This window comes from Streptomyces sp. Q2, from assembly GCF_056820935.1.
Window position 1 is genome coordinate 248,502 of record NZ_JBXEJE010000001.1, and the last position, 13,813, is coordinate 262,314.

Annotated in this window: 11 protein-coding genes and 1 pseudogene; 6 read left to right on the forward strand and 6 right to left on the reverse strand. The window is 63.3% G+C overall.

The genetic code is table 11. The annotated features are described in order from the left end of the window. The first annotated feature begins 24 nt into the window (after positions 1-24). Positions 25-627 (forward strand): CGNR zinc finger domain-containing protein, encoded by a 603-nt coding sequence (locus ACWBNA_RS01140; RefSeq protein ID WP_482701320.1) that lies wholly within the window; start codon positions 25-27, stop codon positions 625-627. Positions 628-751: 124 nt separating this feature from the next. Here ACWBNA_RS01140 and ACWBNA_RS01145 read toward each other — a convergent pair whose 3' ends face one another. The 3 genes from ACWBNA_RS01145 to ACWBNA_RS01155 form a co-directional block, all read right to left on the reverse strand. Continuing rightward, on the reverse strand, positions 752-1,099 hold the full coding sequence (locus ACWBNA_RS01145; RefSeq protein ID WP_482701322.1) for a hypothetical protein: 348 nt from the start codon (positions 1,097-1,099) through the stop codon (positions 752-754). A 424-nt stretch (positions 1,100-1,523) separates the two neighbouring features. Next, the gene (locus ACWBNA_RS01150; RefSeq protein WP_482701324.1) at positions 1,524-2,135 is read right to left on the reverse strand and encodes a hypothetical protein; all 612 of its coding nucleotides are present in this window, start codon (positions 2,133-2,135) and stop codon (positions 1,524-1,526) included. Positions 2,136-2,671: 536 nt separating this feature from the next. Continuing rightward, on the reverse strand, positions 2,672-3,235 hold the full coding sequence (locus ACWBNA_RS01155) for a dihydrofolate reductase family protein (RefSeq protein ID WP_482701326.1): 564 nt from the start codon (positions 3,233-3,235) through the stop codon (positions 2,672-2,674). Between the two features lie 115 nt (positions 3,236-3,350). Between ACWBNA_RS01155 and ACWBNA_RS01160 the strand changes: the two are divergent. The 4 genes and pseudogenes from ACWBNA_RS01160 to ACWBNA_RS01175 all read left to right on the forward strand — a co-directional run. Further along, positions 3,351-3,584: pseudogene (locus ACWBNA_RS01160) on the forward strand (site-specific integrase); the annotation flags it as partial. A 729-nt stretch (positions 3,585-4,313) separates the two neighbouring features. After that, positions 4,314-6,305: a hypothetical protein gene (locus ACWBNA_RS01165; RefSeq protein WP_482701328.1), complete on the forward strand. Its 1,992-nt coding sequence runs from the start codon at positions 4,314-4,316 to the stop codon at positions 6,303-6,305. A gap of 17 nt (positions 6,306-6,322) precedes the next feature. After that, the gene (locus ACWBNA_RS01170) at positions 6,323-6,670 is read left to right on the forward strand and encodes a hypothetical protein (protein WP_482701330.1); all 348 of its coding nucleotides are present in this window, start codon (positions 6,323-6,325) and stop codon (positions 6,668-6,670) included. A 216-nt stretch (positions 6,671-6,886) separates the two neighbouring features. Then, positions 6,887-8,314, forward strand: a complete 1,428-nt coding sequence (locus ACWBNA_RS01175; RefSeq protein WP_482701331.1) for a hypothetical protein — start codon at positions 6,887-6,889, stop codon at positions 8,312-8,314. Between the two features lie 182 nt (positions 8,315-8,496). On the opposite strand, the gene ACWBNA_RS01180 is transcribed toward ACWBNA_RS01175, so the two are convergent. The 3 genes from ACWBNA_RS01180 to ACWBNA_RS01190 all read right to left on the reverse strand — a co-directional run bounded on the left by ACWBNA_RS01180 (position 8,497) and on the right by ACWBNA_RS01190 (position 12,037). Next, positions 8,497-9,507 (reverse strand): hypothetical protein, encoded by a 1,011-nt coding sequence (locus tag ACWBNA_RS01180; RefSeq protein ID WP_482701333.1) that lies wholly within the window; start codon positions 9,505-9,507, stop codon positions 8,497-8,499. A 241-nt stretch (positions 9,508-9,748) separates the two neighbouring features. Beyond that, complete coding sequence (locus tag ACWBNA_RS01185; protein WP_482701335.1) at positions 9,749-10,726, reverse strand: NaeI family type II restriction endonuclease; 978 nt, start codon at positions 10,724-10,726, stop codon at positions 9,749-9,751. A gap of 99 nt (positions 10,727-10,825) precedes the next feature. After that, entirely contained in the window at positions 10,826-12,037 is a 1,212-nt protein-coding gene (locus tag ACWBNA_RS01190) for a restriction endonuclease (protein WP_482701337.1), read from the reverse strand. Between the two features lie 332 nt (positions 12,038-12,369). On the opposite strand from ACWBNA_RS01190, the gene ACWBNA_RS01195 reads away from it, so the two are divergent. Beyond that, positions 12,370-13,803 carry an ApeA N-terminal domain 1-containing protein gene (locus ACWBNA_RS01195; protein ID WP_482701339.1) on the forward strand — a complete coding sequence of 478 codons (1,434 nt, stop codon included), beginning with the start codon at positions 12,370-12,372 and terminating at the stop codon, positions 13,801-13,803. Positions 13,804-13,813: the final 10 nt, after the last annotated feature.

Consider the following 13,813-nt stretch of genomic DNA (forward strand, 5'->3'; position numbering starts at 1 on the left):
GCCGCAAGCCGTACCATGAGATCCATGAAGGAGACCGTGACCGCCGAGCCCGTACCGCCCCCCGCGCCGGGCGCGGAGCAGTACCTAGCCCTCGACTTCGCCAACACCGCCATCGCGCTGCCCGGCGGCCAGTTCCTCGACCTCCTCGGCACCCCCGCCGCCGCTCAACGGTGGCTGGTGGAACGCGGCCTCGCCCCGACGGACGCCGGACTGCGGGAGATGTGCGCGGCACAACTGCGCTCACTGCGCGAAAACATCCGGGCGCTGCTCGCGTCCCGAGTCGCCGGGCTCCCCGCCCTGCCCGCGGCCCTCGCCGCCGTCAACGACGCGCTGACCCGGGTCCCCACGGCCGCCCTGCTGCACTGGGACGAGAAGAACGGCCCCTACCGCGCCACCCCGCACCCCACCACGCAGATCGTCGACCACGCCCTGGCGACCCTCGCCGCCAACACGGCCGACCTGCTCACCGGCCCCGACGCCGAACGCCTCACCGCCTGCGGCTCCCCACCCTGCAGCCGCTACCTGCTCAAACACGGCCGCCGCCACTGGTGCTCGACCCGCTGCGGCGACCGAGCCCGCGCGGCCCGCGCCTACGCCCGCCGCACCGGACGCGACACGGTGGACTGAACGCGCCTGCTCGACAGGTCGTAGAGCGCCTGGGTATTGCCGCAGGCGCGGAGCAGGCAGAGATGAATCAGTGGGAGGCGGCTGAAGACTCAGAGGCAGGCGGCTGCAGACCGGGTCGGATCCGCTAGAGGCGCAGCACCCGCTGGGTGATCTCCCGGTACTGCCTCAGCGCGAGGCGAAGTTCGGTGGAGTCCGTCTCGGGGTCCCGGCCTTCCCAGCCCTCGCGAAGAAGACGACGCTGTTCGGCCAGAGCGTTGACGATCTGGGCGGTGGCCTCGTCGAAGGCACCTTCTGCCTCCTCCAACGCATCCCGCGGGGCGTCGGCGAAAGCGTTGACGGCGTGTCCGAGGCGCACGCCGATCTTGTCCCGCTCGTCCGACGGGACCAGCGGTTCCGGGCCCTGGGTACGGCGTTCGGAGCGGCCCGAGGTGCGGTCCGCGGGCTGCTGGGCGCGTGTCTGGTCGTACATCATCGGTGCCGCTTCCTGTTCGTCGTGCCGGATGTTCCGGAGCGGCGTGGCTCTGAGCCGTGCCGCCAGTCAACGTCCGACATCTACCCGTGTCAACGCACCCGGAGGACGGTGCACAAGACGAGGACTCTCCGTTTTCCGGTGCTCAAGCCGGTCACGGACCGTCTTCCCGTTTCCGAGCGAGTCCACCCGACCGCTCCTCACCCACCCTCATCGTGGCGGGCTGCCCCGGCCCCGCCATCCACGACCAGGCCGAGGAATCTCACATCTCGCCCGGTTCCCCAGCCCACGGCGGCGCCGATTCCCTCTCCGTCGGACCCTACCCCGCCGCCCCACCCCTACGACGGCACCTTTTCCTTCCCACGGGACGGCCGACGCCCGCGCGGCAGCGAGGAAACCCAGTCGCGTGCGCGAAGGCCCCGCACGGTCATTCATGGGCGTGAAAGCCGTCGGCGCAGGCAGCCACCGCCTCGTGCAGGCCGCTGAACGCGGTGTTCAGCGGTCGGAGACGCCCCAGGCTGGAGAGCCGGATGCGTTTCTGGCCGGGGCACCGCTCGTCGAGCACCCGGGTGGGCAGAACGTGGAAAGTCCACTGGTCGAGGTCCAGCGGGTTGAGGGTCTGCTTGTCCTGGTGGTGCAGGAGGCAGAAGACATACACGTCCGAGGAACGCAGCACGTCGGCCGAGGTCCTACCGGTCTGGGCGTCCCAGCCGGATGCCGGTGCGATGGAGAACGAGATCCCCGAAAGCCGGGACCGGGCCCACGACTGGAGGTAAGCCGCCGACTTCACCTCGACGCGCCACCCTTCCGGTGTGCGGATGTCGACGGCGTCCCATTCGGTACGGGTGCTCGCGGCCGCGCCCAACGCCGTAGCCACGAGGTACTCGGCCAGGACGCCGCGCATGGTGTTGTTGGTCATGTCGGAACATGCCCAGCTCCAGAACTCCCCCAGCGTGCCCACGGATTCGCCCTCGGCCTTTATCGGCTCGCTTCCACCGCGGCGCGTGATGGCCAGCGCACCGAGATCGGCCACGTCCATGCTCTCCCCGCTGTTCGTTCGTTTCAGTAGCGCGGCTTCAGGACTACCACCACCACGACGGCGATGGTGACGAGGGTGCCGAGCTCCGAGTGCGATGGCGCACGAATTCGTTCCGTGAACCTGTCGACCATGCCGAAGGTCCGACCGCGCACCGACCCCGTAGCTCAGCCGGCAGCAAGGAGACAGTCCCTCGATCGGCAGTCGCGGCAGTGTCCGGGGGCGGCGCGGAAGGCCCGTTCGCAGCCGCGCGTGCCGACCACCGCCTGACTGTGCAGGCTGGCCGCCCGGGAGCCGGATCCCGAACCTGGCTCCCAATTGGCTGGCCTAGGCCTTGCCTCAAGGGTCGCTGGCCTGCCTATTCGGCTCCGACACTGTCCACTACGGTCCAGGACCGTCCAATCGCGGCTGTGACGTCTGGCCTCCTGTTCGGCCCCCGGGAAGTTGCGGTGACGCTGCATTTGATGCTGGTCAGAGCTGTGATCAGGCAAGGCGACCGACCTTCCGACGTGGCATGACCCCGGACGCCAGTCGCGCGGTCAGCGCCTGGTCTCGTACCTGGTCAGCAACACGCCGTCGGGAAACGTCCGGGTCTCCACCAGGCTCAGGTTCACCCAGTTGTCCAGGGCTGTGAAGAACGGCGTGCCGCCGCCCACCAGGACCGGATGGGTGACGATCGCGTACTCGTCGATCAGCCCGGCCCGCATGGCCGCCGCAGCGAGTGTGGCACCGCCGATGTCCATGGGGCCGCCGTCGACGGCCTTGAGCCTGGTGATCTCGGTGACCGCGTCGCCGGTGACCAGACGGGTGTTCCAGTCGACCGTGCTGGTCGTAGAGGAGAACACCACCTTCGGCATGTCCCGCCAGCGGCCGGCGAACTCGATCGCCGCCGGTGTGGCACCCGGCTGCTTGTCGGCGGTCGGCCAGTGGGAGCTCATCGTCTCCCACAACTTGCGCCCGTACAGCGCCAGGCCCGTCGCGTCCACCCGGTCGGACCACCACTGGAACAGCTCGTCGCTCGGCACGCTCCAGCCGAGGTCGTCGCCGGGCGCGGCGATGTAGCCGTCCAGACTCATGTTCATGCCGAAGGTCAGTTTCCGCATGGCGTCAGCCTCCCGTGAGTCGGTTTTCGGCGTACAGACCAGCACGGCGCACAGAACTCATCGGTCAGGCCACACCGAGGGCCTGTTGACCACCACGCCAAGCAGATGCTCCGTCACGGCGCGGGAGCTCCGGCACAGCTTCGTGTCCCTGCTCCCCGACCACGGCATCCCCTTGGAGCGGATCGCGCTCTTGGTCGGTCACAGCAGCCAGGCGACTACAGAGGCGGTCTACCGCAAGCAGCTCCGGCCCATGATCACGCAGGGTGCCGAAGCGCTGGATGACGTCTTCGCCGAAGATCAGGAAGGGGAGGACACGGAGGCCGACGAAGAGGGCGACGCGGTGGCCTGACTAAATACGTTTGGCACCTCCGTTTGGCCCCCAGGCATGAAAGAGGCCCATTCGCGATCACGCGAATGGGCCTCTGACCTGCGTCGGGGTGGCGGGATTTGAACCCACGACCTCTTCGTCCCGAATTAGGCCCTGAAAGATCACTGACCGGGAGGCCATGCCAAATATGCAGGTCAGGGTGTCGGGATGCGTTGGTCTCTGTGGGGGCTCGGGGGTCTCCTCCCCAAGATCATCTCCAGGATTTCTCCATGGACCGGTAGGTGCCGCCGACAGCCCTGCAAGGGCGTTCAACGGTGCGTCCTGCGTCCTCACGGAGGGCCACCCTGGCGCAGACGCGTCAGCTGGCGACCGGTCTGAATAGGGCTAGGACATGGGTTCGTCCGGTCTCGAACTCGCGATGAAATGATCATTTTCTGTCTGTACGCACTAATCGCTTGCCTGCACGGCGCTGGTCGGCTGAGACTGGTATCAGTGATGTAGGACACGCGTGCTTGCGTCTCTCTCCGAAGCGCCGACTTCACCGAGAGGGAAACAAGGCCCGTACAGCGCCAGCACTGACTGAGCGCCGAGGCCGAACTACGCAGGCTGGATGTGCTCCTGCCGCTCCCCGTAATGCGGGCCAGGATCCGCAGAGCGTGGGTGCGAGGGCTGGATCGGCGATTCCGGCTCCCGCGTGTATGCCTCCGCGGGAGTGGTTCCCGTGGACGGAATCCACGAGGAGGGCCTCAGATGCCCCTCAGCCTTAATTCCGGTGCAACGATCCGTGGCGAGAAGACCGAACTGCCCAAGCCCGTCCGCCGGGTCCCTGACATCCCGGACTCCGGCCTGCACAAGGAGCTGCGTGCTGCTCTGAAGAAGCACGGCATGAGCGACCGCGCTGCAGGAGCGATCTCGACGATCTGGACCAATCCGGCCGCAGTCCTTCCGCAGGTCCAGAACCCTCAGCGCCGCCGCATCCCGGGTGCGGACCTGCTCGTCATCTCGGGTCAGGTGTACACCGCCCGCCTCGCGCCGGACCCGCTGAACCCACGTAACGCCGACCGGATCAACTTCCGTCTCGCCGGAAATATGGGAGCGCCCCCGGTCGCTCTGACACCTGCGGCCGAGGCAGGCGTAGGTGAGATGTCCGTACGCGTTGCCAGCCGTGCAGCCCTTGCGGACCAACTGATGTGGGCCATGGAGACGACGCGCAGCCGGAATGTCCCGAATCCGGACATTGAAGACCAGGGCATCATGGACCCGCCGATCGGCGTCGCCACTACGGTGTCGTACGACGCAGAGGGTGAGAACCCGACCGCTCACATCTTCGTCCGCGAGGGATCGACGCGTACGAGCCACGGCCTCTACCACCTGCGCGTCAATGCCGATGAAGTCCTGTTCCAGCTGCCTCGTGGCGCGACTGCGATGCAGACTCACATCGACAAGATCAACAGCTACGCGGACAAGCCAAGCAAGAAGATCGAGGAGACGGAGAAGTCAGCGGTGCGGTGCGCCGTCACCGACTTCGAGCTCATCATCGGCGTGGTGCCAGATACCCCGGGCACGGTGGATCTCGGGCAGGCGATTAAGGCTCGCGTTGCCCAGGACCACCTCAACACGAAGACGCCGTGGAGCGACCCTGCGAAGTACACAACGCTCTCAGAGGAGTGCCTCCTCGCGGCACGCGCGGCAGCTGTCGTCCCGAGCGATGCTGAAGCCGACTGGCTGGCTGGCCGGCTGACTCAGGAAGAGGCCGAGCAGAACAAGATCCCGGCCTTCCTGGACGACCGGGCGGCGCGCATCGTGCACCTCTTCACCACACGCGAGCGCAAGATCCATGACGCGGTACGCAAGCCGATCGCCCTGGTTCTCGCCGACGGGGAGCCGCTGAACGGGCAGCGCCGCAAGAACGTGACTCTGAGTGCCAAGCTTCCGCTCGGGGTCGAGATGATCGCCCGGGAGCAGCGGGGCACGGCATCAGAGCCGGACCTGGCGGCCTTCCGCAAGACGCTGGAGAGCGCCCTTCCGTCGAACCTGAGCCAGGCCGACGCGTGGAAGCCGACGCGGCGCACGCCGGAAGCCCTGTTCCAGGCTGCGCTCAAGGAGCTGGAGAGCGGGGAGGCTGGCGGACCTGCGGGCACCGAGCTATGGGTCCGTGCGGCGTACGTCCTCGTAAAGCACAAGGCAATCAGCGGCCCGAGGCACGACATCGGAGCGGGCAGTGACCGCCGCCCTCCGGCCGACGTCATGCAGGAGCTGCTGGACACCAAGCACGGGCTGCACCATCTGCGCCAGGCAATTGAAGATGACCGTGCCGGTCTTCCGCCGCGGCAAGTCGATGCGCAGGGACGTCCCGAGCTGAGTGCAGCGGGTGCGGACATCTACATCAGCAACAAGTTCCTTCGCGAGGAACTCGCCCCGAAGGACAAGGAGAAAAAGGAGCCCCTGGACGAGGCGGCAGCTCTCGAAGCGAAGTACCAGTACTGGCTCACGGAGACGCAGCGTGCGCTCAGGCTTCTGGCTGACGCGATGCGGAACCTCGGAGGCCTTAAGGACGAGAACGGCGTGGCCCTGATCGAACAGCGAGGCCGCGCCCAGGCCCGCCTGCTCAGGGACCAGCTCAAGAACATGCTGGGAACGGCTGAGGACTGGTGGGAGGCGGCCGTAGACGCCGGCCCCTCGGCTGCTGACGACGGGATGATCGAGGACGACGGCACCCAGGACGAGAGCGAGACGGCCTGATGAAGAAGGGCACGTACATGGCGCTCGCCGATCTCTGCGGGGCCAGCCTGCGCAAGGTGATGCCTGAAAGGCAGCCCGTCGCCCCAGACTTCCTGCCCGAGGTGTCCTGTGCGGTCTACGTTGCCGAGGACCCCAGCGGGACCGTCTGCTACATCGGATCGGTCTGCCGACCGCACGATGATGACGGTCTTGCCAGCCACATCAGCGAGTACCTCCACGACCTCCCCAAGGCCCAGAAGTGGGACGGCCTCTACGTCCTACCGCTGCGCTCCACGACACCGGAATCGCAGGTGCGGCGCATCGCAGGCGACATCACCGCCTGGATGCTCCCGTACGACCGGGAACGCTGGCCGACAGCAAGCTGACACACCCGCGCCAGCCAGGGTGGGGCCGTCCGCAGATGAGCGGGGCGGCCCCACCCGTGAAGCCGCCTCATGACAGAACTCCGCTTGTGAAGAAAGAGGAACGCGGGGCGAGCCTGCTTCCCGCGGTTACCTGCGGCGGGTGTCGAACCTGATCGTTCCGGGGACAACGTTCATGAGCTGGGCGATCACCGCCCGGCTTGGGCCCGAGGGGGAGAAGTGCGAGTTACTGAATATTTCAACATCGGCCGATCCCAGCGCGAAGTCGATTTCGTCGATGTTGATGTCGACAGCGACACACTTTCTTTCATCGACCCTCGCGCGCTTGCCGCAATGCCGACACCATGGGCCCACAATTGTGTTTCACGGATCCAGGCGTACTTTCAGGTAATCCTGGATGCACTGATGGACGGTGAAACGTCCAGGGCCAAGTACCTTCTTTCCACGTTGCGCGAACCCAATGAAACGCATCTCGGTTACTCAAAAGGCAGGCCGAGAGGCAGCGGGGTAGGCGAGAAAATTGCCGAGGAAATCTATGAAGCCCTGTCCGCAAGTTCAGCCGTCAGAACCGGGATGCTGCAGGACCTGGAGGAAGCTGCACTCTTTGTCCCGGGGATCGGGCCGGACCGGGTTTCAGACCTCGCTGTCAATATCATCCGCGGCCAGCTGATCGATTTCACCCAAGAGGCCTGCGAGTACTACGAGATCCCGATAGTTGACAGTGTGCCTTCAGGGCCGGTGTGGGATTCCAGGAGGAAAAGGTGGGAGAGCTACTACACCCAACTGCCTCTCGTGTACGACACACCGCTTATCCTGGTCCCTAAGTCTATCGTTCGGCGAAAGCTTCAGTTCGACCCCCAGGATTACTACACCCACCATATTCTGCCCTTCCTTGAGCAGGAGGAGCTTGTTTCTGGCGGCAGCCTAGTGCACCTCCTCAGGAGCGGGCCCAGGGTATATAGGAGGGATCTGAAGCTGAAGTATGGCGTCGGCAAGGAAACGAATACCCGAATCACGGTAGAGAATCCAGAGATCCTTGAGAACTACAGGCGCCTCAAGGATCAGCATCCGCAGCCAGCGATGGATCACGACTGGCTTCCGGGGGCTGAAGCTGAGGAAGAGTTCGACTGGGACGCACTGCTGGATAAGGTTCTGAATACACCTGTAGGGAAAGCGCACGCGGACATCTATCACCGGAACGTCGAGGCACTCCTGTCGGCTCTTTTCTACCCTAACCTCACTTCTCCGCGGCGAGAGTTCAAGATTCATGGCGGCATGAAGAGAATTGACATCGCTTACGTCAACGAGTCCCGCCGCGGATTCTTCTACTGGCTTTCTCAGCATTATCCTGCACCGTTTGTATTCGTCGAGTGCAAGAATTACGGGAAGGAGTTGAAGAACCCGGAGTTCGACCAGCTTGTAGGCAGATTCTCTCCCTCTCGTGGAAAGTTCGGCATCATTACGCACCGAGGGTTCGGAGATAAAGACAAAGTTCTCCGGTCCTGCCGGAATTCTGCCCGCGACGACCACGGCTGGATGGTTGTGCTTGATGATAACGATTTGCGGGCCTTGGTTGAGGAACGCATCGAGCTAGGCGTGTCCGAGTTTTCGCTCATCCGAGAACAGTTTGAAGCCCTCGTCAATTAAAGTAGGGCCTCAGTCCCTGGCGGCGCAGGCAGGGGGTTCCGTTTCTGCGAACGGTGACCGATTTCTCCTGCGCAAGGCCAAATTGAGACTGTGCTTACCGGTTGCAGTCTGCAGCCGGTCAGCAAACCGCTCGCTCCCCTGTTGACCGTCCTGGTCCTTGCCCCGGATGGCCGGGCATACCGCTATCTCTCTACCTGATCAGGGGTCAGGGCCCCGGTCTGGAAGCTGTGTGAGCGATGCCAGGCGTAGTACATGTCGCGCTCCGGCGACCACCAATCGACAGACCGGCCCGCCAAGTGCTCTTCGACGTACTTGGCTACTGCCGGCGCCTCCTCTGTAGCGGGACTGACTCTGATGGCTCCGCCCTCTTCGACCGTGATGAAGCCGTGCTCAAAGAGGCTGTCACAGCCCAGCAGACACGCCAGCATGGCAACGTTGTGAATATCCCAGCGCTCTTCCTCAGAGCAGGCCGTCCGCTTCTTGATGTGCGCGGCGACGAGGAAGGCGCGAGGGAGTGTGCGCCCGCACAATGCGCAGTCTCCTTCGGTACCGGGCAGGAGCGCCTTCTTTATGCGTCCCTGCTCGGCTCGCCGCTGGACCTCCGCTACCGCATCCGTGGGCCCGAGAGGCTGTCCTGCGGGCTGCTCCTCGTCCGGGTCAGCCTGTGGGGCAACTGTCGCGCTGGGCTCGAAACCCACGAGATCGGTCAGGACGGCGCCGTCGTCTTCGCGGAGGGCGACGAATCCCTGGATGTTGCGGTTTACCTTCCAGCCCAGCAGTGAGCGGATCTCTGTCATCGGGAAGGCGATGCCGCGGACGCCGTTCAAGGCGTACATGTGCTCCCATGTCTGCTGGGTGCGCTCATCTACGCCCCACAGCCGCTGAGCCAGAGCTGCGTTGTGCCACGTCAGAGCCACGGTGCCGACAAGGTAGAGCCGCTTGTTGCCGGCGAAGAAGACGGTGTCCCCTGGCTGCATCTTGCGGATCTGCGGCAAGTTGGCGTTGTTCAGACCAGGCGTGACGCCCCAGAACTGCGCACGCCCGGCCGGGAACTGAGACTTCAGCGCCTGCAGCACCTGGGGATCGAGCACATCCACGTGGTCCTCGAAGACAACTGGGTGCAGGATCGTGTCCTCGTAGTGTTCGCGTACGGCCGCGCGTTTGAGGCTGGCCGGCTGAGCGAAGACCGTCATGATGCTCCCCCTCGACGAACCGAGTGTCGCCAGTGACTGTGGGCGACACGGATCATCAGGTGTATCACCTGGCACTGACAGCCCATCAGGCAGGCCAGAGCGGCGCTTGTTCAGCTACCACACCTGGTGAGGTGGCAGCTTCGGCACACGGCAAACTGAAGCGAAGTGCCCACATTCGCGGGCACCCTAGGAGTTGACAGCCGGGTGGCTGATCGCCTCCTAGCTTTGTTGCTCAGCAGATCTATTCATTCGGAATATCGGGTGCCAGAACAAGTTCGTCGCCCTCTTCCGCAAGACGGTAGGCGACTCCCTCAATCAGAGCCTGCTGAGCAACGCTGTCAGGTTCGGCCGGGTAAACCCTGATGGCCACCCATTCGCCTTGCGCAATAGACTCAATCCCGAGCGCAGAAGCGATGGCGCGATGCCTCCTGTGGTATCCGAGGATAAGGATCCCTGAACCTTGGAGTGCAATGCGGGCATCTCGAACTCGTTTCGAACTGTCCTCTTGCGCCGCGACAGTCTGCACAGTGGTCCGATTCACGTGGACTCCTTGCAGTACCCAAAACAGCTCGTTGACTCGTTTCTGGCCGCTTCCGGAGCTAGAGAAAATGGATTCGATTGCCCCGGGGGCTTCCCAGTACAGCTCCATCAGCTGATTGCGTGGATAGGGGGCGTTCCTGAGCAGCCAATGGATTGCACCCTTTCCAGCCGCAGAGAAAGAGCGCTTCCTGTCGCGCGTTTCCTTCAGGCGGAGCAGCTTCTCGTCTGCGCGAACAACTCCCACGCTGAACAGGGAGGTTTCTTCGGACGCCTCCATGACGAGAAGTATTTCTCCAACATTCTTGGGTGCGATCATCCAATCGCCTGTAGCGCTGAACTTCGCATCGACCTCGTGGCCGCCGATCGAGTAATCCAGTGACGCCCCGTAGCCGAAATCGAACTCCTGGCGGGCCAGTATCTCTACCTTGGCTCCCAAATAAGACTTCTCCACAGGCGAAACTGCACTAAAGTCAAAACGCATGGTCCTGCGCCCGTCCAGGATTTCGTCTACGGATGCACGGAAGGTCGCCGCAAAGCGCTGTTCAAGCGCTCCATTCCCCCTGTACTCCAATTCACGAATCACATCATCAAGCGCCGGATCGTAAGCGGCCAGAGGTGTCTCACCCGATATGCCCCGAACGAAGGGTTCCTGAGACTCCCCGAACAGGCTCTCCTGCATTCATCCCCCACAATTTTAATTGTATTTGATCCGAGATTTGCCTGTCCTGGTGCAGTGGCACCTCGGCCGTATGAACCTCTCCCGCCACTCCAGTCTTCACTATTTAGGGAAGCCTTGCTTCAGCCACGTGCGGACCGCCTCGCCAGTGGTGATGCCGTGATGCCGAAGAGCCTCGATGATGTCGCGGCCGCAGACGAGCGCAATAGGATGCCCGTCCTCCCGCACCTCACTCTGCACCTGCCGGTTGAAGTACGACGTGGTGACCAGGACCCCGAAGTTGCGGTGCCTGATACGCGAGATCAGCCGCGACACCTCCCGCACCCCCACGCTGTTGCCGCTGCCGTAGCACTTGGCCTCCAGGGCGAAGTCGATGCTGATCGTGCTCGCCGATGGGCCGAGCACGTAGACGCCCACCGCATCGCGGCCGCCATCCCGGCTTGGACGGGTAATGTCCACGGTGCCGGTCGCAGGAGCGATCATGCGCCAGATGGCGACCGCACAGGCTTCGAAAGCAACTTCCCGTCCATGGAAGTATTGCCGGATCTCGGACAGCATGGCCGTCCCGGCTCGATCATGCGGCAGCTGCTCTTCCGGAGTGCGGATGACAGTGGTAGCGGGCGCCAGCAGCGGGTGGTAGACGCGTCCTTCTACCCAGTTGCGCCAGGCTTCCGGGCAGCCGCCTCCCAGTGAATCACCGCCCCCCAGCACGTGGTTCAGCCAACTACGGGGGATGCACGCCTGGTCCAGCACCGTGAAGCGGGCCCGGTAGTTCTGGAACCGCTGTCGGCTGGTGGAGCGCCAGATGGCCACCAGTTCCTCATCCGCGGTCAGGCTGGGCCCGCCAGGGGCGAGCAGGCCGCGGAAGCGGACAGCACGGCCAGTTGCCTCTGCCTTCTCGAACAGCAGGAACGGAGGGAGCCTGCTTCCCCGGTCGCCCGCGCCTCCATGGGAGTGCATGAAGGCGTCGCGCAGCAGGACGTTGCCCTTGCGCGGGGTCTCGTGCAGCCCCCTGCCCGGTGTTCTGTTGTCGCCGTAGTAGGTGAACGTGCCGGTCTCCGTGTCCAGATGGTCGGGCCAGTCCACCTCGCCTCCGCTGGTGTAGAGCACCGCCAGCCGAACGGTTCCCTTCATCGGCGACCCGGCGTACCGAAAGCCCCCCTGATTACCTGTACCCGGCAGGAGCTTGCCGAGTGGGTCATCCCCGGAGTTCCCTGCTAGGCCACCGGCGTAGACGGCATCAACTATCAGGTCAGCCGTACTGAGCCGTTCAAAGGGCACATCAGACACCACAGATTGCGAGACAGAGGCCATGCGCTAGCTGTATCAGTTGCCACTGACAGCGCGCAGCCAGAGAAGAGCAGTTTTACAGCGAGCTCCGTCAACTGTCTCTCACCTGCGGCTTTCCTCTCCCTTACTCGGACTGGGGGACGTCTGGGGGAGGGCGCCCGCCCTGCACCGCCTCATTGAGTGACCGCCCGTCAATGACTTGTGGTAGCTGCAGCGAGCCGGCAATGCGTCGTCGCGCGGCCTGACGGGCGGGTAGCAGCACTGACCAGCCGACCACGGCCACGGCCACAACCGCCCCTCCACTGAATCGGCCTCTCAATGTAAAGCGCTGGAAACAGTAGATAGTCCCTCATAGCATGAGCACACGCACTGTTACGACTTGCGGGGTGGGTATGGAGGCGTTCGAGAGCGATGGAATTTTCTGGCTCCCGGAAAGTGACGATGTGCAAGTGGCAGGGCGAGTACGCTTCGATCCGGCAACAGGAGTGAAGCTCTCCCTCATAGGCACCCTCGAAGAGGATGAGACTTTTTTCCCAGAACTAAACAGCAACGCTTCCGCGAACGTCATTCACGGAGTGGCCGGTAAGCGGTTCATCACGATGATGGACTGTAGTCGGACCGGGCATCGAGTAGAATCACCAGGCATTCCCCGAGAAGACTACACATGCACCTTCCTATTCGCGGGACACGCCCTCCTCAAGACCGATGGGCAACGTTTCTCAAATGCATACGTGCGGTTCAATAATCTCTTTGACTGGGTAGGCCAAACGGCGGTCTCACGGGAACTCGCATTTGATAATGCAACGGGACACGTAACCAAAGCAGTTCTCACTCTCACGCCTCCGCCGCCAGAGGAGCACCAAGCCAACGACTGCAAAGTATCAATCTCCTCCGCTTGGAGCATCCCCGGAAGCCGGCAGAATCCTGGTTTCCAACAAGACTATTCGGTGGATCTTTCCTATGAGTCCCCTGTGGATTTCGACACAGTGCGCGGCAATATTGCCGTTCTACAGGACCTCATCTCTGCGACCTCAAACACAGCCGCCCTCCCCACTCGATTCTCCCTGCGCTTTGCTGAGGTCAACCAAGCAGGAGCCAAGTCATCACATGTAGTCAGCGTCTATGCGCAACAGGCAGTCGAGCCGCCTGCCGCAGTAAAAAGACGCAAGGAGCCGTTGCTGCGACTTAGCGATATCGGTGGCGCAGCAGCCATGTGCAGATGGCTTGATTTCACAAAAACTCGAAGAATCGTACTCGGGCAAATGCTGGCGTCAACGTACCGAAAAATGTACGTTGAGAATAAATTCTTCAATGCAGTGTCAGCTGCCGAGACGTTGCACAGGATGGAGTTCGCCAACTACGTCTCTCCGATCGACGAGTACAAGCAATTTAAGCGGATGCTGGTGCGGCATGTACCCAAGAAGTATCGCTCTTGGCTGAGCCAGCAACTCACTTTCTCGAATGAGCCGCGCTTGAGAGCGCGCCTCGCCGAGTTGGCAGAGTACGCACAGATCTCGCGGGTATTTGAGTGCGAGGCAGAGATTTGGGCCAAGGCGGTCACGGATGCGCGAAACCGAATGGTGCATCACGATAAAGGCGCTGGAAGCGGAGCTTCGAATGAAGAACTGTATTGGCTGTCCGAATCCTTGAAGATTATTACCCTGCTCTGCTTGGCGAAATTTTGCGGATTCCCTGACTCCAACGTGGACAAAGTGGCTGGACACGCTTCCGTGGGGCTTATCCGAGACCGGCTGGAAGTGACTACGAAAGGCGGACAGGCCCACGAGTGAGACTCCCACA